23 protein-coding genes are annotated in these 23033 nt (G+C 69.3%); 10 read left to right on the forward strand and 13 right to left on the reverse strand.

The window, feature by feature from the left end; all coding sequences use genetic code 11:
• Nucleotides 1-29 precede the first annotated feature (29 nt).
• From U3653_RS05510 to U3653_RS05530, 5 genes are all read right to left on the reverse strand, one after another.
• The gene (locus U3653_RS05510) at nucleotides 30-572 is read right to left on the reverse strand and encodes a hypothetical protein (RefSeq protein WP_195077525.1); all 543 of its coding nucleotides are present in this window, start codon (nucleotides 570-572) and stop codon (nucleotides 30-32) included.
• A 141-nt stretch (nucleotides 573-713) separates the two neighbouring features.
• On the reverse strand, nucleotides 714-1088 hold the full coding sequence (locus U3653_RS05515; RefSeq protein WP_195077526.1) for a hypothetical protein: 375 nt from the start codon (nucleotides 1086-1088) through the stop codon (nucleotides 714-716).
• A gap of 848 nt (nucleotides 1089-1936) precedes the next feature.
• Complete coding sequence (locus tag U3653_RS05520) at nucleotides 1937-2686, reverse strand: DUF6008 family protein (protein WP_195077527.1); 750 nt, start codon at nucleotides 2684-2686, stop codon at nucleotides 1937-1939.
• Nucleotides 2687-2866: 180 nt separating this feature from the next.
• Nucleotides 2867-3487 carry a TetR/AcrR family transcriptional regulator gene (locus U3653_RS05525; RefSeq protein WP_195077528.1) on the reverse strand — a complete coding sequence of 207 codons (621 nt, stop codon included), beginning with the start codon at nucleotides 3485-3487 and terminating at the stop codon, nucleotides 2867-2869.
• A gap of 65 nt (nucleotides 3488-3552) precedes the next feature.
• Entirely contained in the window at nucleotides 3553-6021 is a 2469-nt protein-coding gene (locus tag U3653_RS05530; protein WP_195077529.1) for a phosphoketolase family protein, read from the reverse strand.
• Nucleotides 6022-6227: 206 nt separating this feature from the next.
• On the opposite strand from U3653_RS05530, the gene U3653_RS05535 reads away from it, so the two are divergent.
• The 7 genes from U3653_RS05535 (at nucleotide 6228) to U3653_RS05565 (ending at nucleotide 12598) form a co-directional block, all read left to right on the forward strand.
• Nucleotides 6228-6803 carry an FKBP-type peptidyl-prolyl cis-trans isomerase gene (locus U3653_RS05535; protein WP_195077530.1) on the forward strand — a complete coding sequence of 192 codons (576 nt, stop codon included), beginning with the start codon at nucleotides 6228-6230 and terminating at the stop codon, nucleotides 6801-6803.
• A gap of 264 nt (nucleotides 6804-7067) precedes the next feature.
• Nucleotides 7068-8444 (forward strand): trigger factor, encoded by a 1377-nt coding sequence (gene tig / locus U3653_RS05540; protein ID WP_195077531.1) that lies wholly within the window; start codon nucleotides 7068-7070, stop codon nucleotides 8442-8444.
• Between the two features lie 235 nt (nucleotides 8445-8679).
• Nucleotides 8680-9267 carry an ATP-dependent Clp protease proteolytic subunit gene (locus U3653_RS05545; protein ID WP_067802392.1) on the forward strand — a complete coding sequence of 196 codons (588 nt, stop codon included), beginning with the start codon at nucleotides 8680-8682 and terminating at the stop codon, nucleotides 9265-9267.
• A 70-nt stretch (nucleotides 9268-9337) separates the two neighbouring features.
• Complete coding sequence (locus tag U3653_RS05550) at nucleotides 9338-10006, forward strand: ATP-dependent Clp protease proteolytic subunit (RefSeq protein WP_039796610.1); 669 nt, start codon at nucleotides 9338-9340, stop codon at nucleotides 10004-10006.
• A 461-nt stretch (nucleotides 10007-10467) separates the two neighbouring features.
• Complete coding sequence (clpX, locus tag U3653_RS05555; protein WP_067802795.1) at nucleotides 10468-11748, forward strand: ATP-dependent Clp protease ATP-binding subunit ClpX; 1281 nt, start codon at nucleotides 10468-10470, stop codon at nucleotides 11746-11748.
• 148 nt (nucleotides 11749-11896) lie between these two features.
• Entirely contained in the window at nucleotides 11897-12307 is a 411-nt protein-coding gene (locus U3653_RS05560) for an STAS domain-containing protein (protein WP_195077532.1), read from the forward strand.
• Between the two features lie 27 nt (nucleotides 12308-12334).
• Nucleotides 12335-12598, forward strand: coding sequence for a ribosomal protein L7/L12 (locus U3653_RS05565; protein WP_195077533.1), 264 nt, complete (start codon nucleotides 12335-12337; stop codon nucleotides 12596-12598).
• Nucleotides 12599-12707: 109 nt separating this feature from the next.
• On the opposite strand, the gene U3653_RS05570 is transcribed toward U3653_RS05565, so the two are convergent.
• The 4 genes from U3653_RS05570 to U3653_RS05585 form a co-directional block, all read right to left on the reverse strand.
• Complete coding sequence (locus U3653_RS05570) at nucleotides 12708-13589, reverse strand: hypothetical protein (protein ID WP_323123921.1); 882 nt, start codon at nucleotides 13587-13589, stop codon at nucleotides 12708-12710.
• A gap of 225 nt (nucleotides 13590-13814) precedes the next feature.
• Complete coding sequence (locus U3653_RS05575) at nucleotides 13815-14384, reverse strand: carboxymuconolactone decarboxylase family protein (protein WP_195077534.1); 570 nt, start codon at nucleotides 14382-14384, stop codon at nucleotides 13815-13817.
• Between the two features lie 106 nt (nucleotides 14385-14490).
• Nucleotides 14491-14868 (reverse strand): nuclear transport factor 2 family protein, encoded by a 378-nt coding sequence (locus U3653_RS05580; RefSeq protein ID WP_195077535.1) that lies wholly within the window; start codon nucleotides 14866-14868, stop codon nucleotides 14491-14493.
• 134 nt (nucleotides 14869-15002) lie between these two features.
• On the reverse strand, nucleotides 15003-15296 hold the full coding sequence (locus U3653_RS05585) for a hypothetical protein (protein ID WP_195077536.1): 294 nt from the start codon (nucleotides 15294-15296) through the stop codon (nucleotides 15003-15005).
• Nucleotides 15297-15759: 463 nt separating this feature from the next.
• On the opposite strand from U3653_RS05585, the gene mihF reads away from it, so the two are divergent.
• Entirely contained in the window at nucleotides 15760-16074 is a 315-nt protein-coding gene (gene mihF / locus U3653_RS05590; protein ID WP_039796616.1) for an integration host factor, actinobacterial type, read from the forward strand.
• A gap of 47 nt (nucleotides 16075-16121) precedes the next feature.
• On the opposite strand, the gene U3653_RS05595 is transcribed toward mihF, so the two are convergent.
• The 4 genes from U3653_RS05595 to U3653_RS05610 form a co-directional block, all read right to left on the reverse strand.
• Nucleotides 16122-16703 carry a hypothetical protein gene (locus U3653_RS05595; protein WP_195077537.1) on the reverse strand — a complete coding sequence of 194 codons (582 nt, stop codon included), beginning with the start codon at nucleotides 16701-16703 and terminating at the stop codon, nucleotides 16122-16124.
• An 80-nt stretch (nucleotides 16704-16783) separates the two neighbouring features.
• Nucleotides 16784-17623, reverse strand: coding sequence for a formate dehydrogenase accessory sulfurtransferase FdhD (gene fdhD / locus U3653_RS05600; protein ID WP_195077538.1), 840 nt, complete (start codon nucleotides 17621-17623; stop codon nucleotides 16784-16786).
• 121 nt (nucleotides 17624-17744) lie between these two features.
• Nucleotides 17745-20042: an FdhF/YdeP family oxidoreductase gene (locus tag U3653_RS05605; RefSeq protein ID WP_195077539.1), complete on the reverse strand. Its 2298-nt coding sequence runs from the start codon at nucleotides 20040-20042 to the stop codon at nucleotides 17745-17747.
• 86 nt (nucleotides 20043-20128) lie between these two features.
• Nucleotides 20129-21382 (reverse strand): FHA domain-containing protein, encoded by a 1254-nt coding sequence (locus tag U3653_RS05610; protein WP_195077540.1) that lies wholly within the window; start codon nucleotides 21380-21382, stop codon nucleotides 20129-20131.
• A 407-nt stretch (nucleotides 21383-21789) separates the two neighbouring features.
• Here U3653_RS05610 and U3653_RS05615 point away from each other — a divergent pair, with 407 nt between their 5' ends.
• Together U3653_RS05615 and U3653_RS05620 are read left to right on the forward strand one after the other, a co-directional pair.
• Nucleotides 21790-22461, forward strand: coding sequence for a TetR/AcrR family transcriptional regulator (locus tag U3653_RS05615; protein ID WP_195077541.1), 672 nt, complete (start codon nucleotides 21790-21792; stop codon nucleotides 22459-22461).
• 42 nt (nucleotides 22462-22503) lie between these two features.
• Nucleotides 22504-23022, forward strand: a complete 519-nt coding sequence (locus tag U3653_RS05620) for a GNAT family N-acetyltransferase (RefSeq protein ID WP_323123920.1) — start codon at nucleotides 22504-22506, stop codon at nucleotides 23020-23022.
• Nucleotides 23023-23033 lie beyond the last annotated feature (11 nt).

A 23033-nucleotide genomic window follows, 5' to 3' on the forward strand; every position in this document is an offset into this window, starting at 1 on the left:
GTCACGGGCGTGCCGGTGGATGGGCCGTGTCAGGTCAGCGAGCCGTCGTAGCACAGGCTCGACGAGCGCCAGGAATGCTGCGGGCCGGTGCCGGGATCGAAGGTCCACTGGTCGATCGATCCGGCGGCCTTCCACCACACGGAGCCGCGGCCGTCCGAGACCACCTGGTAGACGTCCTCGGAGCCCTCGATGAGCTGGCTTCCGACGCAGTAGTCGTTGTATTCCGTGCCGTACTGGCGGGCGCCGGGGCTGAACAGGCCCGCAGGGTGGGTGTAGGCGCCCGGGTTCGGCACGGTGCTGCCCTGCCGCACGGCGTTGCCGCGATGCCAGTAGGGCGCGCCGACCGCGTCGGTGCCGCAGCTGAAGGTCCAGCCACCCGCGACGACCGTGGTGCCCTGGCCGTAGGCGCCCCCGGCCCAGAGGCAGGCAGCGCCCTGAGCCTCGGCGGTGCCCGCGCCGAGGCTCAGGCCGCCCGCCGCCACCGCTGCCGCCGCCAGCAGGGTGAGCGTCCGTGCCGTGCCGCGCTTGTCGTCACACGCGGTCGTCCGGCGAAGCCCGTTGATCTTGAACATGGGTGTTTCTCTTTCGTGCGCTATCCCGGCCGGAGTGGATTTCCGGGATGGGTGATACTTCAAGTAGTGTGCCGCTAGATAGCGGTACGATCGGTCCGAGTGGACGTCACGGAAGGTTCGTGGGTGCAGCCGGTCCGGCGCTCACTGGCACCAGCGGGCCTGCGGACGGCAGACGGTGTAGCCGCTGCCGTCCGGGCGGGCGACGCGCGACCAGCTGGGGCTGGCCGACGAGTCGCCCGTGGTGGTGTCGGCCGGGGCGGGACGGCTCTGGCGCTGGTGATAGTCGCGGATGGCGTCGTCGTGCTCCTCCGCGCGCAGCGGGTCGTTGTCGCTGTGGTTGTAGCCCATCGGATCGATGTGGTGCCAGCCGTTGGTGTCGCCGGTGCCGTTGCGCGGGTCCGACGGGCCCGAGTGCGACTCGGCGCCTGCGATGCCGGCGGCGGCGGCGGTGAGCATGCCGACGATCGCGGTACAGGCGAGCAGTCGCCGTGCGGCGGAATGGGTGGTGGCGGTCATCGTAAGTCTCCGTTCGGGATTCGAGCCGTGCGCGGCGACACGGTTCGAGCGGCGGCGGTGCGGCGAACGTCGATGGTCGTGGTTGCCGCGCGAGGTGGGGGCGGGGAAGGGATCGGGGCGGCATCCGTCGCGGACGGCTCGTCCGCGGGCCGGTGCCGGTCGGCTCGGTCCCGGTTGTCGGGATGGGAGGAGCCCGGCCTGTCGTATCCGTGGCGGCCCGGGTCTGCGGGGCGCGGTGCCGCGACGATCGCGTCGGGCCCGGCCAGCGCATCGGCTTGCGCCGGGGTTTCCGGCGTTGCCGCTATCGCGCTCACGATCAGCGGGCGGACGAGCCACGTCTGTGTCCGTCGCTGGTGCGGCGTGATGCCGGTCATCGTTCGCGTCCGTTCATCTCGCCACCTCGGGCTCGGGGATCGGTCCGGTGGGGTCCGATCGGCGGGTCCCTATCCATCGTGCCGTTGGATAACGTCACATTAATCGACGGGTCGATCCCTTGTCGAGTGCTTTCTCGAGCATGGGAAGAGTTGCCACGTTTTCCGCGCGGCCCGGCACCGCGACCAGCGGCGACGCCAAGCGTCTTGAACCCGAGGGGCTGCGCGACCTCCCAGGGGTGGCGCATTTCCGGGCTGGAATCCGCGTACATATGCGTTGTCGACGCGCGCTGGGGTGGTCGGAATCGACGTCCGCGCAACCTCGTCGAGCGGACTGCGGTTTGCTACCCACGGGGCTGGACTTCGGTGGGCATTCGTCGTCCGAGACCGGCCGCACCGCCCGGCGAGAGGGTAATAGGTCGCGACGCGAAAAAGGGCGCCTGCCGTGATGGCAGACGCCCTTATGGGGTCGCTGAATCAGGCTTCGGTGACCGCCGCGTACGCCGGAGCCGCCGCGCCCGCGGCCGCCGCGGGCGCGCGGCTCGGCTTGGCGGCGGCGGGGTCGCGGAACGGCGCCTCGATCACGGCGCGCTCCCGCCACAGGTAGTACAGCGCCATGGCGAAGATGCTCGTGCCGATCACGTTGGCCAGGAAGTGCCACCAGATGCGGTAGGTGGACGCGCCCGCGCCCGGATCGAGCAGGCCGAAGAAGGTCGACAACCCGATCGCCTTGGTGCCGAACGCCACCGTCAGCGTGAGCGCGAGATGTTCGAGCCCGTGGATGCCCTGCATCAGCACGCCCATGCGGCCCCACTTGCGTGCCTTGCTCTCCAGGGCGTGATGGGTGACCAGTGCGACGCCGACCAGTCCGGCGAGGAAGTGGAAATTGCCGACCAGGTGCAGGATTTCCATGCCCAGCGCCGGTTTCATGTGGTTCACCTGGCCGAATCCGTTGGCCAAGCCGGTGCCCCACGGGGTCATCCACGACGGTGCGTTGGGGTGCTGGACCCAGTATCCGACCTGTGCCACGTGCTCCTGGAAGTGACCGATCTGGGCGATGACGCCCAGCGCGACGACCCCGAGCGCGGTACGGAACATCCACGGTCGCAGCGGTTTGCGTATCGCGACGGCGAGCACGCCGACGGCCGCCCACATGACGACCATCCACGCCACCATCAAGATCGCACCTAGGATGTCCAACCCGGTCGCTTCGGCTGTGTGGTTCATGAGAACCGCCCTTCTGCGCGCCCTCCGGCAACGGCGACGGATGGGGGAGTTGCTACGGAAACGCGCGAAACGCGTTGTCCGCAAGATACAAGGTGGCGACGGTCTCTGTCCGCGATTTTCTAATGTCCTGAAATCTCTCACAATTCGGCCCGAGTCATACCGAAGACGTATCGGGCGTGGTCAGGGTGTGCGCAAGAAGCTTTCGACGATGCGGCGTGCGCGGTCGGCGGCGTCCGGATCGCCGATCCGCAGGGCGGTGTTCGTCGCGCAGAGCACCGCGTCGATCTGGAACGCGGCCAGATCGGCGTCCAGCTCGGCGATCTCACCGGCGGACGCCGCGGCGCGCAGTTCCCGCGCCAGCAGCCGCACCCACGCTCGCTGGTCGCGGAACAGGGCGTCGCGCACCGGCCCCGGCTTGCTGTCGTGCTCGGCCATGGTCGCGACGCGGAAGCATCCGCCAGGGAACAGCGGCGTCGTGGCGTAGACCATCCAGTGCTCCACCAAGGCGCGCAGGCGAGCGACGCCGTGCGGCGCGGACCGGGCAGGTTCGACGACCGCTTCCACGAACCGGTCGCGCGCGTGGTCGACGGCGGCCAGCTGCAATGCCTCCTTGGTGCGGAACAGGGTCTGGATCCCGGCCTTGCTCAGCCCGGTGTCCTCGGCCAGCCTGCCGAAGCTCAGGCCGTCCAATCCGTCGAGCGAGGCGATGTCGACCGCGTGTCGCAGCACCGTGGCGCGGGTCCTGGCGCCGCGCAGCAGGCGTTTGTCGGTGATTTCGGCGGTTCGCGGGACACTTTCCATACGGTCGATCGTACTTCTGCCGGGCCGGAACCCGCACCGGCCGGGACGGAAGTCCGTCGTACGGTTCAGGCGCGCTCGTAGGGCCAGCTCCAGTCGGCGACCTCGGGGATGTCCTCGCCGTGTTCCCTGGTCCACGCGCGGGCCGTCCACCGCGCGTCGGCCATCTCCTGGCGCAAGCCCGCGGCCCGCTCGCGCAGGCTCGGCACCCGATCGATGACGTCCATCACCAAGTGGTAGCGGTCCAGATCGTTGAGCATCACCATGTCGAACGGCGTGGTGGTGGTGCCCCGCTCCCGGTAACCACGGACGTGCAGTCCGTCGTGGTTGGCGCGCCGATAGGTCAGCCGGTGGATCAGCCACGGATAGCCGTGGAAGGCGAAGATCACCGGCCGGTCCCGGGTGAACAGGGTGTCGAACTCGCAGTCGGGCAGGCCGTGCGGATGTTCCTCGCGCGGTTGCAGCCGCATCAGGTCGACCACGTTCACCACCCGGACGCGCAGCTCGGGCAGGCGTTCCCGCAGGATCGCCGCCGCGGCGAGGGTCTCCAGCGTCGGTATGTCGCCCGCGCAGGCGAGCACCACGTCCGGTGTGGTGCCCACCTCGTCGCCGTGGCAGGCCCACGGCCAGATGCCGATCCCGCGCGCGCAGTGTTCGGCGGCTTCGGTCACCGACAGCCAGTCGGCCTGCGGCTGCTTGCCCGCGACCACGACGTTCACGTAGTGGCGCGAGCGCAGGCAGTGGTCGTAGGTGGACAGCAGTGTGTTCGCGTCCGGCGGCAGATACACCCGCACGATCGAGGCCTTCTTGTTCAGCACGACGTCCAGGAAGCCGGGGTCCTGGTGGGTGAAGCCGTTGTGGTCCTGGCGCCACACGTGCGAGGACAGCAGGTAGTTCAGGCTGGGGATCGGACGCCGCCACGGCACCGCCGAACTGGCGTCGAGCCATTTGGCGTGCTGGTTGAACATGGCGTCCACGATGTGGATGAACGCCTCGTAACAGGTGAACACCCCGTGCCTGCCGGTGAGCAGATACCCCTCGAGCAACCCCTGGCACATGTGCTCGGACAGCACCTCGATCACCCGGCCCGCGCGGTCGAGTTTCTGGTCGCGCGGGTCGATCTCCGCCTGCCAGTTGCGGCCGGTGACCTCGAGGATGTCCTGCAGGCGGTTGCTGGCCAGTTCGTCCGGCGCGAAGGTGAGGAAGTTGTCCGGATTGCGCCGGGTGACCTCGCGCAGCCAGCCGCCGAGCACCTTGGTCGCCTCGTGCGAGGTCGCGCCGGGCCTGCCGACCTCGACGCCGAAGTCGCGCCAGTCCGGCAGGCGCAGGTCGCGCAGCAGCATGCCGCCGTTGGCGACCGGATTGGCGCTCATCCGCCGATCACCGACGGGTACCTGAGCGGTCAGCTCCGGTACCGGCTTGCCGTCCTCGTCGAACAGTTCCTCCGGACGGTAGGACCGCAGCCACTGTTCCAGCACCGCGCGGTGCCCCTCGTCCGAGCGCGCCCCCGGCAGCGGCACCTGGTGCGCGCGGAAGGTTCCCGCCACCTGGTCGCCGTCCACCACCGGGGGACAGGTCCAGCCCTTGGGTGTGCGCAGCACGATCATCGGCCAGTTCGGGCGCGTCCCGTCCGTGCCGTCGCGCGCGGCGCGCTGGATCCGTCCGATGCGGTCCATGCTCTCGTCCACCGCCGCGGCCATCGCCTGGTGCACGGCGGCGGGATCGTCACCGGCGACGACGACGGGCTCGTAGCCGTAGCCGCGCAGCAGCGTCAGCAGCTCCGTTTCCGGAATGCGGGCCAGGATGGTGGGGTTGGCGATCTTGTACTCGTTCAGTGCCAGGATCGGCAGCACCGCGCCGTCGCGCGCCGGATTGAGGAACTTGTTCGCATGCCAGCTGGTGGCCAGCGGGCCCGTTTCCGCCTCGCCGTCGCCGACCACGCAGAACACGGTGAGATCGGGATTGTCCAGGGCGGCGCCGAACGCGTGCAGCAGCGAATAGCCGAGTTCGCCGCCCTCGTGGAAGGAGCCGGGCGTCTCCGGTGCGCAGTGGCTCGGCACCCCGCCCGGGAAGGAGAACTGGCGGAACAGCGCGCCCATGCCCGCGGCGTCCTGCGGAATGTGGCTGTAGAGCTCGGAGTACGTGCCTTCCAGCCAGCCGCACGCGTTCGGGCCGGGACCACCGTGCCCGGGACCGGCGACGAAGACGGCGTTCAGGTCGCGCCTGCGGATCGCGCGATTGGCGTGCACCCAGACGAGGTTCAGGCCGGGCACCGTGCCGAAGTGCCCGAGCAGCCTGGGTTTGACGTGCTCGGCGCGCAGCGGTTCGCGCAGCAGCGGATTCGCCGTCAGGTAGATCTGGCCGACCGCGAGATAGTTCGCGGCCCGCCACCACGCGTCGATCGCCGCCAGCTCCTCGCGCGCCAGCGGTCCCGGCACGTCCGCCAGCCGATAGGGACGCGGTGCGACGGTCCGGCCGCCGGTGCTGCCGACGTTGTCCGCCGAAGTATCGCCACCCGCACTCGCCATGTGGGTCATGGGCCGACTCTCCTCACGCTCTTGGCATCGGGGGCGACGGCGACCGGCCGCCGTCCCGGTCCTGCAACGGTTGCCGACCGGAATCGACAACGCCGGATGGAGAATTCACCGCCAAGCCTAGCCGCAGCGGGCTCCGCGGGGCGGCCCGCGCGTGTCGCGTGAAGTCCGTCCAGCCCCGCGGCCGCTCGTGGTCTAGGGTCCGCGGCATGCACATTCTCGGACGGATCATCGGGATCGGCGTCCTCGCCGCGACCACCGTCGCGCTGGCGGCCTGCGGCTCGGACGACGAGTCCGCCACGGCCGTCTCCACGACGAGGACCACCGTGGCGGCAGGGCCTTCCGCGCAGCGCCCCGCCACGCAGAGCAAGGGCAGGGAGTGCACGGCCGACGATCTCGGGGTCAGCGGCGATTTCGGCGCCGCGCCGAAGATCACCCTGCCCGACAACTGCGACCCGCCGAAGCAACTGATCGTCAAGGATCTGAAGGAAGGCAGCGGGCCCGCCGCCGCGCCCGGTCAGCAGCTGACCATGAACTACGCGCTGGTCACCTGGTCGGACAAGAAGACGCTGGACAGCTCGTTCGATCGCGGCAAGCCGTTCCAGCTCACCCTCGGCGCGGGCCAGGTCATCGACGGCTGGGACCAGGGGCTGGTCGGTGTGAAGGAAGGCGCGCGCCGGTTGCTGATCGTGCCGCCTGAGCTGGGCTACGGCGCGGGCGGACGCGGCATCGCCCCGTACGAGACGCTGGTCTTCGTGACCGACGCCGTCTCGGTGGGGAAGTAGCCCGCCCGCTCACGCGCCGCCACGGGCACCGCCGGGTGCAGCCCCGCCGGGCCGGTCAACTAACCTGGTCGGGATGCGTGGCGTACGCCGCACCCCCTCGTCGTCTCGGCCGAGGCCGGGACTCCGGTTCGGATCGGCGCCGGTGGGGGAGCGCGGCAGCCGGCGTAGGGCCGCTTCGCCCGCCGTTCCGAACCGGGAACGCCGCGGGCGTGGCGCCGCAGAACGAACGTCAACCAGTACGAACAACGAACAAGGAGCATGTCCGTGAAGAGCACCGTCGAGCAGCTGAGCCCGACCCGGGTCCGGATCAATGTCGAGGTGCCCTTCGAGGAGCTGAAGCCGGATTTCGACCGCGCGTACAAGGCACTGGCCAAGCAGGTCCGCATCCCCGGCTTCCGTCCCGGTAAGGCGCCCGCGAAGCTGCTCGAGGCCCGTCTCGGCCGTGGCGCGATCCTGGAGCAGGTCGTCAACGACGCGCTGCCGGGTCGCTACAGCGAGGCCGTCACCACCTCCGAGGTGAAGGTCATCGGTCAGCCCGAGATCGAGATCACCAAGATCGAGGACGGCCAGGAGCTGGCCTTCACCGCCGAGGTCGACGTGCGTCCGGAGATCACGCTGCCGGACTACTCGAGCATCGCGGTCACCGTCGACGCGTTCACCGTCGGCGACGAGGACATCGAGGAGCAGTTGCAGTCGCTGCGCCAGCGCTTCGGCACCCTGACCGGGGTCGAGCGTCCGGTGCAGAACGGTGACTTCGTCTCCATCGACCTGTCGGCGACCGTGGACGGCGAGGAGGTGGCCGAGGCCGCCACGACCGGCCTGTCCCACGAGGTCGGCTCCGGTCAGCTCATCGAGGGCCTGGACGAGGCGCTGGTCGGATTGTCGGCGGGCGAGTCGAAGGAGTTCACCTCGAAGCTCGTCGCCGGCGAGCACGCGGGCAAGGACGCGGTCATCACCGTGACCGTGCAGACCGTCAAGGAGCGGGAGCTGCCCGAGGCCGACGACGAGTTCGCCCAGCTGGCCAGCGAATTCGACACGCTGGAGGAGCTGAAGGCCGATCTGCGCAGCCGCGTCGAGCGGGTCAAGAAGGTGCAGCAGGCAGGCGAGATCCGTGACAAGGTGCTCGACACCCTGCTCGAGCAGGTCGAGGTGCCGCTGCCCGACGCCGTGGTGCAGGCCGAGATCGACGCGGTGACCCACGACGCGGTGCACGGCTTCGACCACGACGAGGCCAAGTTCGCCGAGGCGCTCGCGGCGCAGGGCAGCACCCGCGAGGAGTTCGACGCCGACACCAAGCAGGCCGCCGAGAAGTCGGTCAAGACCCAGCTGCTGCTGGACGCGATCGCCGAGGCGGAGGGCACCCAGGTCGGCCAGGAGGAGCTCACCGAGCGGATCCTGTTCCAGTCCCAGCGCTACGGCCTGTCGCCGGAGCAGTTCATCCAGCAGGTGCAGCAGGCGGGCCAGCTCGGCGCGATCTTCGCGGACGTGCGGCGCGGCAAGGCGCTGGCGGGCGTGGTCGGCCAGGTGACCGTCACCGACTCCGCGGGCAACCCGGTGGACACCGCCGAAATGTTCGGCGCGCCCGCCGATTCCGCGGACGAGGACGCGGCCGAGGAGACGGCCGCGGCGGACGCCGAGTAAATCCATGGAATGTCGGCGTGATCGATGCCCGCGAGGTGCGCTGATTGCGCTGTGAGCGAAGAAAGGGCGGTACCGGGAGTTCGGTGCCGCCCTGCTTCGTTAATGTTTGTGACGGCAAGTTGGATGGCCATGTCCGACCGGGTGCGGCGTATCCAACCAGTGATGGCTATGTGGCAATCCGCAACGAGCCGGCGAGAGAAGGCAGGTATCCGTGACAATCAACCAGGCAGGGGTCATGACAACCGCGACTGCTGGTCTCAACCTCAGTGATTCGGTGTACGAGCGCCTGCTGCGTGAGCGCATCATCTTCCTCGGCACGCAGGTCGACGACGACATCGCGAACAAGCTGTGCGCGCAGATCCTGCTGCTCTCGGCGGAGGATCCCACCAGGGACATCTCGCTCTACATCAACTCGCCGGGCGGATCGGTGACCGCCGGCATGGCCATCTACGACACGATGCAGTTCGCCGAGTGCGACATCGCCACCTACGGCATGGGCCTCGCCGCGTCCATGGGGCAGTTCCTGCTCACCGCGGGCACCAAGGGCAAGCGCTACGCGCTGCCGCACGCGCGGATCATGATGCACCAGCCCTCCGCGGGGATCGGCGGCTCGGCGGCCGACATCGCGATCATGGCCGAGCAGTTCGCGCACACGAAGCGGGAGCTGAACGAGCTGCAGGCGCTGCACACCGGCAAGTCGGTCGAGCAGGTCACCGCCGACGCCGACCGCGACCGCTGGTTCACCGCGGCCGAAGCCCTGGAATACGGCTTCATCGACCACGTGATCAGCCACGCGAATCAGGCCAACGGCGCCAAGAAATAACGCACCGGATCACCCACAGGCCCCCGGACACCTCGAACGTCCGGCCGCCGCACCGACTTTGGAGACGAAGATGGCCAATTCGATCGACCCGCGCGCCGGCCTGTCCGGCATGGCACCGCAGAGCCCGCAGGCGCGCTACATCCTGCCGTCGTTCATCGAGCACTCGAGCTTCGGCGTCAAGGAGTCCAACCCGTACAACAAGCTGTTCGAGGAGCGCATCATCTTCCTCGGCGTGCAGGTGGACGACGCCTCGGCGAACGACATCATGGCGCAGCTGCTGGTGCTGGAGTCGCTGGACCCCGACCGCGACATCACCATGTACATCAACTCGCCCGGTGGCTCGTTCACCTCGCTGATGGCCATCTACGACACCATGCAGTACGTGCGCGCCGACGTCGCCACCGTCTGCCTGGGCCAGGCCGCATCGGCCGCCGCCGTGCTGCTGGCCGCCGGTACGCCGGGCAAGCGGGCCTGCCTGCCCAACGCCCGCGTGCTGATCCACCAGCCCTCGCTGGAGGGCGGCATCCAGGGTCAGGTGTCGGATCTGGAGATCCAGGCCGCCGAGATCGAGCGCATGCGCCGCCTGATGGAGACCACGCTCGCGCGGCACACCGGCAAGGACGCCGACACCATCCGCAAGGACACCGACCGCGACAAGATCCTCACGGCCGAGGAGGCCAAGGAGTACGGGATCATCGACACGGTCTTCGACTACCGGAAGCTCAGCGCGCAGAAATAAGGCGCGAATCGCCGTTCCGGCCGGTCCGGGACGGCGGGGCGAATTGCCGATCCCGGCGGCGGTCCGCTCTGAATTGCTTTGTGACAGGGAATTCCGGCCGGGAAGTACGCAATGGGGCATACCGCCCGGCCGGACCGCCCACGCGTGGCCGCGGGTTCGAGAATTCGTTCGAACCGGCGGCGCGGCGCCGCGGGCGGTGCGGAGGTGTCGACGCGGCTCCGGCGGACGCTTCGCCTTTCGGCGTCGTGACGACTCGCACAACCCGCGCGAGAAACATGCGCGAGTTGTCGACCTCCATCCCGAACACCGGGTACGGTCAACCTAGGGACCTTTGCTCCCGGTTGACGGCACTGCCCCACCGGCCACGAAATCAGCCGATGCGTTTGCGGCTGCGAAAGTGGTGGACAGCTGGCAACCTGGACGGACGGTTGCACGCGGACAAGGAAGTAGGGACCCACGAGATGGCGCGCATCGGAGATGGCGGCGATCTGCTGAAGTGCTCGTTCTGCGGAAAGAGCCAGAAGCAGGTCAAGAAGCTCATTGCGGGACCAGGGGTGTACATCTGCGACGAGTGCATCGATCTCTGCAACGAGATCATCGAGGAGGAACTCGCCGAATCCAGCGAGGTGAAGCTCGATGAGCTGCCCAAGCCCGCCGAGATCCGGGAGTTCCTGGAGAACTACGTCATCGGCCAGGACACCGCCAAGCGCACTCTCGCGGTGGCCGTCTACAACCACTACAAGCGCATCCAGGCCGGCGACAAGGGGCGCGACAGCCGCGGCGAGACCGTCGAGCTGGCCAAGTCCAACATCCTGATGCTCGGTCCCACCGGCTGCGGCAAGACCTATCTGGCCCAGACGCTGGCGAAGATGCTGAACGTCCCGTTCGCCATCGCCGACGCCACCGCGCTGACCGAGGCCGGGTACGTCGGCGAGGACGTCGAGAACATTCTGCTGAAGCTGATCCAGGCCGCCGACTACGACGTCAAGCGCGCCGAGACCGGCATCATCTACATCGACGAGGTCGACAAGATCGCCCGCAAGAGCGAGAACCCGTCGATCACCAGGGACGTGTCCGGTGAGGGCGTGCAGCAGGCCCTGCTGAAGATCCTGGAGGGTACCCAGGCGAGCGTGCCGCCGCAGGGCGGGCGCAAGCACCCGCACCAGGAGTTCATCCAGATCGACACCACGAACGTCCTGTTCATCGTGGCGGGCGCCTTCGCGGGTCTGGAGAAGATCATCTCCGATCGCACCGGCCACCGCGGCATCGGTTTCGGCGCCGAGGTGCGCTCCAAGGCCGAGATCGACACCACCGATCACTTCGCCGACGTCATGCCCGAGGACCTGATCAAGTTCGGCCTGATCCCCGAGTTCATCGGTCGTCTGCCCGTGGTCGCCTCGGTGACCAACCTGGACAAGGAATCGCTGGTCAAGATCCTCTCCGAGCCGAAGAACGCGCTGGTCAAGCAGTACGTCCGGCTGTTCGAGATGGACGGTGTCGATCTCGAGTTCACCGACGACGCGCTGGAGGCGGTCGCCGATCAGGCGATTCTGCGCGGCACCGGCGCGCGTGGCCTGCGGGCGATCATGGAGGAAGTCCTGCAGCCGGCGATGTACGACATCCCCAGCCGCGACGATGTCGCCAAGGTGGTCGTCAACGCGGACACGGTCAACGACAACGTCCTGCCCACCATCGTGCCGCGCAAGGCGCAGCGCCCGGAGCGCCGGGAGAAGTCGGCGTAATTCGGGGTGTGGCGCCCCGTCGTAGTGGGTACTCCTTCGTGAGGGTTGAACAAACAGCCTAGTTCCGGCGTTCCGCGCCGGGGCGCATCATTCCCGCGAGCGAATCCGGTTCCCGAGATCGCTCGCGGGCGACTGGACCGAGGTCCTCATGTCGGCAGGCTTGGCCAATCCCTCGTACGTTCTCACCGCTGCTCGCAATGCCGATCACCCTGCCGAGCGGCTCAAGATCTCCGTCACCGTGCCGAGCGATTCCGTCACGCTGTGCGCGCTGGCCGGCGAAGTCGATCATTACACCGCCGAAGTGTTTCGCCGCAGGCTGATCGGCTCGCTGGGCACGGCGGCGCCGCTGGTGGTGGTCGATCTGTCGAAGGTCACCTTCTTCGGGGTCGCCGGGTTGCACGTCCTGGTCGACGCACGGTCCATGCTGGCCGAGACCGGCCGCAGGATGCGCCTGGTCACCGGGCCCCGGTGCGTGGACCGGCTGCTGCAGCTGGCCGGGGACTTGGCGCGCTTTGAGACCGTGTCGAATCTCGCCGACGCCGTGCTCGACGCGGCGTGACGTGATCCCGGTCGTTACCATCGGGGCATGTTCGCCAACCGGCGCTTGGAGCGCGAGGTCGATGCCCTGCACGCCAAGCTCGATCTGATCATGCGCCATCTGGGCATCGAGGCCCCTGCATCGGCCGCGCCGCGCGCCGTGCCGTCCGTCCCGCACGGCGACGGCATGGCCGAAATCGATGCTCTTCTCGCGCAGGGCAAGAAGATTCACGCGATCAAGCGGTATCGCGAACTCACCGGGTGCGGGCTCAAAGAGGCCAAGGACGCCGTCGAACGGCGGTATCCGTACTGACCTCCGGGCGATACGAGCACCGGGCTCGACGGCTCGCACACCGTCGCTGTCATGTGCTGGTAAGGCGGCGCTTCCCGAACGACTTGTGCTGTGCCGCTGCCGAATAGACCTAGCCGTGTGCGCCCTGGACGGCGGGGGTGTGCAGCTCCACCGGGAAGTCGGCGCCCGCGCTGGACGGGCCGTCCGCCGCGGAGCGTTCCGGCAAGGGTTCGTGCCCGGTCGGGTCGGGCAGGCTGCGCACCTGCTCGGTGGCGTAGCCGATCGCGCGTCCGTATCGCGCGCTCGCGGCATCGTGGATGAGCAGGGCGACGCCGATCATCACCGGGGCGACTCCGTGCACGCCCGCGTCGAACCACCGCCCCGCACTCACGTACGGGTAGGTGTTCAGTCCCACGGTGAGCGCGAGCAAGGCCATCTCGGCCGCCGCCACTTGGCTGCGGTTGTCCAGCACGCCCCATTCGGTGACCTTGTTGGTGCCGATCATGATGATGATCAGCGACACGCTGATCATCGCCTCGAGCAGATAGCTGAACCAGTACAGCGGGTCGTCCGGCCCGCCCGGCGCGATGTTGTGCTGGACGTTGACCGCCGACCACAGCATTCCGGCGGCGACCACGCCGGCCAGCGCGCCGAGCGACCAGGAGCGGTGCCGGTACAGCGACGCCAGCCTGGCGTGCGGGCTGGAGGCGCGCCGTTGCGCGGCGATCGCCTTTCGCGCCAGCAGCAGATCTCTGATCTCGGCCTTCTCGATGGCCTCCGCGGTGTGCCTGGCCCGGTCGGCGCCCGCGGCGCCCGCCTCGGCGTGCTTCCAGCGCTGTTCGCGGTCCTGGGTGCGGATGCGTTCGGCCAGTTCGCGTTCGGCGAGCAGCTCCTCCTCCGACAGCGCGCCGGTCAGCGCGGGGTCGAACTGGTAGGCGAGCCGGCCACGGGCCTTCTCGACTCGCCTGGCCAGCCGTGCGACGTCGTCGTCCGGGGTCTGTTCGTCGAGCATGCGGCTCCAAACGGTCGGGCGGAGGGGAACTCGAGACACCGAAGACGCCGACACGGCCTATCCCGCACCGAAACTCGCGAAGATAGCTCGCAGGCCGCGGTACGGCCAGGCGACGTCAACACCTCTTATTCTTAGTGCATTCCGGGCCGTAGCGACAGCCCGGAGCGGACGCGGCGCTGAAGTGCCAGGTGAGGCCGGACCATTTCCGCAGCGCCGCGGCCGTTTTCAGGCCCAGGGCACGCGGCAGGAATCGGTGCTGAAGCCCTGCGCGGTGATGCCGAGTGCCGAATTGAACCTGGCGCGTGAGTTTTCCAGCGCGATGTGGTAGCTGAGCTCGACCACGCCCGCTCGGCCGAACCGCCGCTCCAAGTCGGCGATCTGCTCGTCGGTGACCGTGGTCGGCGTCGCCGTCATCGCGTCGGCGTAGGCGATGGCGGCGCGCTCGTCGTCGGAGTACAACGGCGAGGTCGCGTAGTCGGCGATGTGTTCCAGCCGCGCCACGTCCAGCTCGCCCAGGCGCATGAGCATGGCCCCGAAGTCGACGCACCACGAACAACCGATCGTCCACGCCGTGCGATAGACCGCGATCTCGCGGATGACGGCGGGGAGGGCGGTGCTGGCCTTGTCGACCATGGTTTCGTGGACCGCGCTCGCGCGCAGCAGTTTCGGATGGTTGGCCGTCACGGCGAAGGGCTCGGGCACTTCACGGAAGCGGCGCTTGGCCAGCCGGTACAGCAGCTTGGTCGTCGGTCCCGCCTGCTGCGGGGTGACGGCGGCGATACGGGTGGCGCCCATGTCGATCTCCTTCGATCAGCGGATGTGGTTCCTACTTCTCGGACGAGAGACCGCGCCGGAATGTGATGGGGCCGCGATGTGACGTGGCGCACCCGGCCGTCGCGCGCTACTCGGGCTCGACCCGCATGTCCTCCTGGCTCCAGTAGGCGCGCATCCCGGTGATCCGGCCTTCCTCGTCGAACTCCATCACGTCGATCGGCGACAGGACGAAGCGCTGTCCGCCGACCTTGGTGACGATGGTGAACGGGAACGCGGCCTGATTGCCCGCGATCCTGACCTCCTCCGGCCGCAACTCGGTCTCCCGATCCAGTGCGGCGATCACCTCGTAGAACTCGCGGATGGCGTCGTGGCCCCGCTTGGGCGGGGTGCCGACGGGGTCCTCCACGATCGCGTCGGGCGCGTACAGCGCGACGATGTCCTCGGTCGGACCCGAGCCGACCAGCTTGACGTACTGCTCGACCACGTCGCGTATCTGCTTGGCCACGGCGTCTCCTTCGAAATGAAACGTGTTCTAATTCGTAGCCTAGCGCGTTCGCGCGCCCGATTCGATCCCCTTCGTTTCGTTCAGTACGACGATCCGCACCGCGGTGGTGAGCTGTGCTGTGGCCGACCGGCCGCTCAGTGCGCGTCATGCGGCCCGGAATGCGGCGTGAACCCGGATTCGGATGACAGAACATCATCCGGTCGCCGCTCGCGACGACGCGGCGCGCCCGCCACGGCGGGATCAAGGCGCTGCGCACGGTACGCGACGTCAACGGTCGCGAGCACGAACGGAACGTCCACCCCGACGGAGAGGGCCGCGGCGGTCGGATGCGCCTTCGGCGAGGCGACGGTGCGATGGCTCGCCTGCCGGGCCCGCGCAGCGCCGAGGACGAAGGCGTTTCCGGCGGGGGCTCGGCCTCCTGCCGTCATGCCGTCACGGTTCGTGCGAACCGGACGATGTTCTGTTGTGCGGGCTGACAGGTCCGCCCGGTGCGACCCGGGCGGACGCGGGCGATCGCCGTTGATCTCCCAGGTTCGCCGTTGAACCATGACCCGCGCTCGGCATCTGTTGATTGTGTCGGGAACAGCGGACCGCGTGTTACTGCTCGATAGCCGCCATTTCCGGGTCGTCGCTGCCGGAGCGCCCCGTCTTCGGCACCGGCCATCCGGCGTGGCGAACCGACCGCGGAGCAGCCCGCTGACGTGATGGTCCTTTCGTCCTTTTCGCCCGGCGAGCGTCGGCCGTTCACCTGTTCCGACGGCGCGGAGCGGGGAAATTCATCGCTATTTCCGCTGTTCGTGCGCGGTGTGTCGAGCTTGCGTGCCCGGTGCCGTGCTGTTTACTCGGTCCGGTCAACCAGATGTTCGAGTGACGAGTGGAAGCGGAGGAGACATGGCACTGCCTACCATGACCGCAGAGCAGCGCACCGAGGCCTTGGCCAAGGCGGCTGCGGTCCGCAAGGCACGCTCCGAACTGATCGGCAAGGTGAAGGCGGGCAAGGTTTCGGTCGCGGATCTGCTGAAGAAGGCCGACTCCGACGAGCTGGTGAAGAAGACCAAGGTGGCCGCGGTGATCAAGGCCCTGCCCGGTGTCGGGCCGGTGAAGGCCGCGAAGCTGATGGACCAGGCGGAGATCCCGGAGGATCGCCGGATCGGTGGGCTCGGGGCGCGCCAGCGCGCGGCACTGCTCGAAGCGCTGAAGGACTGACGGGCGGGGAATTCGGAAGACGCGGCGTCATCCGCGGATTCACCGGATCACGCCCGTGGTGATCGTCCACGGGCGTCCCGGACTCGGCCGCCGGATCTGCCGCTCGGACGGCGGCGGGGGAAACGCAGCGTCACCGGTCGCGGCTCCGAGAGGGGCAGCTCGCCCCGCGGCGGCAGGAAGACGCAGACCGCCCCGCCGATCACCAGCAACAACGCCGCGATCAGGCTGGCGGTGAAACTCGCGGCGCCGAGTTCGGCGGGCTGGTGCAGCAGGTGGTACAGGAAATGGGGCACACCGAAGGTGAGCCAGCCGACGCCCGCGATGCGGGCGGCAGTGGTCCGGTTGACCACCAGCGCGGCGATCGTCACCGCAGTCAGCGCCAGGAAGAAGGCCCCCACATCGGCCGCCAGATGGTGGTTGTACGGCCCGTCCGCCGCCACCCATCGGGCGCCGAACCCCGGAAAGCTGGTGTACCAGGAGTGCGGCGCGAGCGTGGCCCAGAGACCGACGATCGCTCCTTGCACCGCCAAGACGGCCAGCACGATCCGCGTCAGCAGCAGGCGGCGGTATTGTTCGAACCGCATCCGCACCCGCAGGCCATCGGAGTTCCCCTCCACCGAAATCCGCATCGGCCGCTCCGTTCTCGCAGAATCCGTTCCGGCTCCGTGCAGTCACGGTAGAACGGGCGTCGGGCGCGGGCAATAGTGAGTCAGGCCAACAACGAGTCCGCGCCCGGAGCGGCGCGGACGCGGTCGGGAGCGGTGTACACGTTCATGGTGTCGCCGCGCAGGAAGCCGACCAGACTCAGTCCGGCGTCGGCGGCGAGATCGACCGCGAGCGAACTCGGCGCCGAGACCGCGCCGAGCATCGGGATTCCGGCCATGACGGCCTTCTGCACCAGTTCGAACGACGCGCGCCCGCTCACGATCAGCACCGAATCGTGGGCGGGTATCAGGGATTCACGCAGGGCCCAGCCGATCACCTTGTCCACCGCGTTGTGCCTGCCGATGTCCTCGCGTACGGCGAGCGCTTCGCCGTCGGCGGTGAACAGGCCCGCGGCGTGCAGGCCGCCGGTGGCCTCGAATACCGATTGGCGGTCGCGCAGCAGGCCGGGCATCGCGGCCAGTACCCGGGTATCCACCACCGGGCCGCCGGCGGGCAGCGGGAACCTGGTGCGGGTGCGAACTTCGTCCAGGGCGGTCTTTCCGCACAGTCCGCAGGCTCCGGTGGTGAGGAAGGAGCGTGTCGGCACCGGGACGGAGGTGCGCAGGGTGACGTCGAGGACGTTGTAGGTGTTGCGGCCCTTGTCGTCGGTGCCCGCGCAGTAGCGGGCCGCCACGATGTCCTCGGCGGAGCCGATCACGTCTTCGCTCAGCAGGAAACCGTGCACCAGGTCGATGTCGTTGCCGGGGGTGCGCATGGTGACCGTCAGCGACTGCCCGCCGATGCGGATCTCCAGCGGTTCTTCGACGGCGAGGGTGTCCGGGCGGTGGATCTCTCCGCTCGGCGAGATCCGGCGCATCCGGCGGCGGGCGGTGACGCGGCTCATGCTGTGTTTCCTACAGCGCGAGCGGTGCTCGACGCGCGGGGTCTGCCGCCCATGCGGCGTTGCTCGGCGGCACCAGCGAGCCCGTGTGTGGCCGCGCAGTCCTGCTGACGGACCCGGTCGGTCATGCCTTGCTCGCCTCGAACCTAATGGTGACCGCTTTGGAGACGGGCGTGTTCGATCGTTTCGCGACGTGATCCAGCGGTACGAGAGGGTTGGTCTCGGGATAGTAGGCGGCGGCGTTGCCGCGCGGCGTCGGGTAGGAGACCAGGCGGAACCCTTCGACGCGGCGCTCGGTGCCGTCGGTCCATTCGGAGACTATGTCGACCGGATCGCCGTCGCGGAAACCGAACGCGGTGATGTCGTCGGGGTGGACCAGCACCACCTTGCGGCCGTTGTGGATGCCGCGGTAGCGGTCGTCGAGGCCGTAGATGGTGGTGTTGTACTGATCGTGACTGCGCAGGGTTTGCAGGATCAGTCTGCCTTCGGGGACCGGCAGCCAGGTCAGCTCGTTGACGGCGAAATTGGCCTTGCCGGTGGCGGTGCGGAATTCGCGGGCGTCGCGCGGCGGATGCGGTAGCTGGAAACCGTTGCGGCCGCGGACTTTCGCGTTGTAGTCGGCGCAGCCCGGGACGACGCGGGCGATGGCGTCGCGGATGCTGTCGTAGTCGCGGGCGAAGCGCGCCCACCCCACCGCGTGATCGGGGCCGAAGAGCGCATGGGCGAGTTCGCAGACGATGGCGACTTCACTGCGCAGATGGTCGCTGACCGGCTTCAACCGTCCGGTGGACAGGTGCACCATCGACATCGAGTCCTCCACCGACACCTGGTTCTTGCTGCCGTCGGGGGCGAGGTCGAGGTCGGTGCGCCCGAGCGTCGGCAGGATGAGCGCGGTGCGGCCGTGCACGATGTGGCTGCGGTTGAGTTTGGTGGAGACCTGCACGGTGAGCGCGCAGCCGCGCAGCGCGGCCTCGGTCACGGCGGTGTCGGGGGTCGCGGAGACGAAGTTGCCGCCCATGCCGACGAACACTTTCGCCCGTCCGTCGCGCATGGCGCGGATGGCGGCCACGGTGTCGAAGCCGTGCTCGCGCGGGCTGGTGATGCCGAACTCGCGGTCGAGGGCGTCGAGGAAGGCGGCGGGCATCTTCTCCCAGATGCCCATGGTGCGGTCACCCTGCACATTCGAGTGGCCGCGCACCGGGCACACGCCCGCGCCCGGCTTGCCGATCATGCCGCGTAGCAGCAGCAGGTTGGTGGCCTCCTCGATGGTGGCCACGGCATGGGTCTGCTGGGTAAGGCCCATCGCCCAGCACAGGATGATGTTGCGGGAGCGGGCGAACAGTTCCGCGGTGTGCTCGAGCTCCGCCCTGGTGAGGCCCGTCGCTTCCAGTACCGTGTCGAAATCGACCGCGCGCATGTGCTTTTCGTATTCGGCGTAGCCCGCGCAGTGTGCGTCGACGAACGCTCGGTCGACCACCGTGCCCGGCGCGCGGTCCTCGGCTTCCAGCAGCAGGCGGCCCAGCGCCTGGAACAGGGCCAGGTCACCGCCGAGGCGGATCTGCAAGAAGTCGTCGGCGATCGGCACACCGGTCGTGACCCCCTTGATCGTCTGCGGGTCCCGGAAGCCGAGCAGCCCGGTCTCGGGCAGGGGGTTCACCGCGACGATCCGGGCGCCTTTCGCTTTGGCGTCGGCCAGCGCGCTGAGCATCCGGGGATGGTTGGTGCCCGGGTTCTGTCCCGCGACGACGATCAGGTCGGCCTCGGCGAAGTCATCGATGGAGACCGAGCCCTTGCCGATGCCGATCGAATTCGACAGTGCCGCGCCGGAGGACTCGTGACACATGTTGGAGCAGTCCGGCAGGTTGTTGGTGCCGTAGCTGCGCACCAGCAGCTGGTAGAGGAACGCGGTCTCGTTGCTGGTGCGGCCGGAGGTGTAGAACACCGCCTCGTCCGGCGAGTCCAGTCCGCGCAGGGTTTCCGCGATCAGGTGGTAGGCGTCGTCCCAGGCGATCGGCCGGTAGTGGGTGTCGCCGGGCCGCAGCACCATCGGGTGGGTCAGCCTGCCCTGCCGGCCGAGCCAATAGCCGGACTTCTCGCTCAGCTCCGCCACCGAATGCGCGGCGAAGAACTCGGGAGTCACCGTGCGCAGCGTGGCTTCCTCGGCGACGGCCTTCGCGCCGTTCTCGCAGAACTCGGCGGGCCTGCGGTGGCCGGTCGGCTCCGGCCACGCGCAGCCGGGGCAGTCGAAGCCGTGCACCTGATTGACCCGGGCCAGGGTGCGCGCGGCGCGGACCACGCCCATCTCCTCGATCGAGCGTTTCAACGCCACCGCCACGGCGGTGACGCCCGCGGCCTGCTCTTCGGGCGGGGTCACCGTCAGCTCGGACTCGTCGATGTCGCGGCTCGGTCCGTTTCGGTGCATGTCGCCATTGTCCTCCCCGCGCGGGCCGGACCGGACGCGACCGGGTGATCGGCTGGTCTCCGGCTCGAGGCCGACGCACCCTGCGGTCACGAACGGCGGCGTGCTCCCGCGATATCCGTCGTGCCCGTGCGTTGCGTATCGCCGCGGTGGGTGAGGACTCGCTCGCTGATGCGGACGCGCCAGCCGGGCGGGAGTTCGGTCGGAGAGGTGCTGATCCGGGTCCACTGATCGGTGCCGGGGCCTGCGATGAAGGTGCCGGAGGTGGCGGCGGCATCCCGGATGTACACCTTGCCGCCGTCCACCGACACATAGGCATGGACTCGCGAGACGTGGCGGTCACGCTGGATGACGATCGGCTCGGCGGCGGCGGTGCGGACCGCTTCGTCCACCTGCGGTCCGCGCCCGATGACGTAGGCGCGGTCCAACGGGTAGGCCGCCCCCTCTTCGGTGACCAGGGCGCCGACGGTGGCCTCCGCGGACAGCGCTGCCTGGCGCAGGCCACGCGTTCCGCCGTTGTCGGGCGCTTTGCGCAGGGCGACCGGTTCGTGCGCGGGCTGCACCTGCGACCACGCGAGCGGTCGATCCGGAACGGGCCGGGGCGGGCGCGGTTTGACGAGGGGGCGGGACGACTCGGTCGGCCGGGCGGGTGCGACGGCGTCGGCGGCGCTGGTCGGCCGGGGAGCGGGGGTCGCCTGCGCGACGGCGTCGGACGTACCGGTCTGCCTGGCCCCGGGCTTTGCCTGGACGACGGCGTCGGCGGCGCCGGTCGGTTCCGGCATCGCGGCGAAACCGGCCGCGGCCGTCGGCTCGGGCTCGCCCTGGGCGGAAGGCTCGGATGTCCGCGGCCCGGCGGGCTTTCCGGCGCGTCGTACCGCGGCGTGCAGCACGAAGCCGCCACCGGGGACCACGCCTGAGCGCAGGTCGGTGCGGGGCAGCGCGGTGGGCGGCGCGCCGGTGCCCGCGCCGATGGTGATGCGGCGCACCGGTTCGCGCACGATCTCGTCCACCCAGGTGAACGCACGCCCGCCGTCGAGGCGGCGGGCGCCCTCCGCGCCTTGGATCTCCGCGGTCACCGGTCCGCGCAGCAGGATCAGCACCCCGTCCGCGGTCGGCGCGACGACGCCGAACGGCGGCGGTTGCACCGTGCTGCCGAAGATCACCGCGGCCAAGCGCTGCGCCAGCGCGGCGCCGGGATGCTCGCCTTCGGCCACGGCTTCGATGGTGCCGAGTATTCGGTCCGTGGAGGTCGTTTCGGCCCCGAGGTAGGCGACGACCGCACCGAATCGGGCGACGAGCCCGTCGCCCGGTGCGATACCCACGGTGGACGGTTGTCTGCGCACCCGCGCCCTCCTTCCCGGCGCACTACCGGCATACCGAAGCCAGCATAGAGCGTCGGCGACAACCGAACCGGGCTCCGCGCGCATCGCGCGGCGGACATCGCGATCGCCGCGCCATGCCGCCGGATGCTCGAATCACACTCCGCCGGGCGGGTTCTCGCCAACGGTCGGTTCCGCCTTCGGCAGGGGCTGTGAGCTGCGCGTTGTGGTGTTTTCCGCAGCGAGCTGCCGGTCATGTGGGGCGATATATCACTATGTCGTGGGTCACCCACCGACGGTACGAGGACTCACCGGGGCCATGTCTCGGATCGCCTGCCCACCCGTTGTGCGAGGGCGCTAGGCGGGTGTCCCTCCGCCGTGGAATTGCGCCGTTCGTCCGAACGCCGTTCGCCCGTGGTTATGCTCACCCGATGAGCGCAGCAGCCGTCAGCCGCAGGGCCCGTCCGGCCAAAGCTCCGCTGAGCCGCGAGGTGATCGTGCAGACCGGCCTGCGCATTCTGGACCGGGACGGAGCGGCGGCGCTGACCATGCGCCGGGTGGCGCAGGACTTGGACACCGGCGCCGCGTCGCTGTACGTGTACGTCGCCAATCGCGACGATCTGATGGCCGCCATGCTCGACCATGTCCTCGGTTCGGTGCCCGAACCCGCCGGGGCGAGTTGGCGCGAACGGCTCACCGCGCTGGTCGATGCCATGGTGGCGGCGATGAGCAGGCACGAAGGGCTGGCGCTTGTGGCGCTCGGCGTGATCCCGAGCAGTCCGAACGCCATACGCCTGGTGGAGCTGATGCTCCGCTCGCTCATCGAGGCGGGACTGGACGACCGGACCGCGGCGTGGGCGGTGGACCTGCTGTATCTGCACGTCACCGCGTCGGCGGCCGAACAGAGCGCGCACCGCACGGGCGGCGGCAGCGAACAGGAGTACCTCGCCACGATCGAGCGGCGCTTCGCGGAACTTCCGGCCGACCGCTATCCGACCGTCGTGGCCATGCGGGAGACGCTGCTGGCCGGCGGCGGCGAGGCGCGCGCGGCCTGGGCCGTGCGCGTGCTGCTCAACGGCATGCTCGCCACACGGGCGGAGTGAAATGCGCTGGCCCGCCCGCCGATGGGCATTCACAATGAGCCGGTGATCCGGCCCGCGACGCCCGAAGACCTCCCCGTGCTGCAAGACATCGAGTGTGCGGCGGGCGAGCCGTTCGCGGAAATCGGCATGACGACGGTGGCCGACGACGAACCACCCCCGCTGGCGACGCTGCGACAGTTCCAGCAGGCGGGACGGGCCTGGGTGTGGACCGATGACGAGCTGCCGATCGGTTATCTCCTGGTGGGAGTGGTCGACGGGAACGCCCACATCGAGCAGGTCTCGATACGCCCGGAGCACGCGCGGCGCCGCATCGGCAAGCGCTTGCTCGACCGGGCCGCGCGCTGGGCGGCGACCGCGGGCCTGCCCGCGTTGACCTTGACCACGTTCACCGAGGTGCCGTGGAACGGCCCGTATTACGAACGCCTCGGCTTCCGGTATCTGTCGGCCGCGGAAGAGACGCCGGGGCTGATCGCGCTGCGCGCCGCCGAGCGGGCCCACGGGCTCGACCGCTGGCCGCGCGCGTGCATGCGCGCGGAGCTGTCCACGTGGTCGATGGACTGAGCGAACCGGCC

The organism is Nocardia implantans, assembly GCF_035544775.1.
In the GTDB taxonomy this organism is placed as follows: Bacteria; Actinomycetota; Actinomycetes; order Mycobacteriales; family Mycobacteriaceae; genus Nocardia; species Nocardia implantans.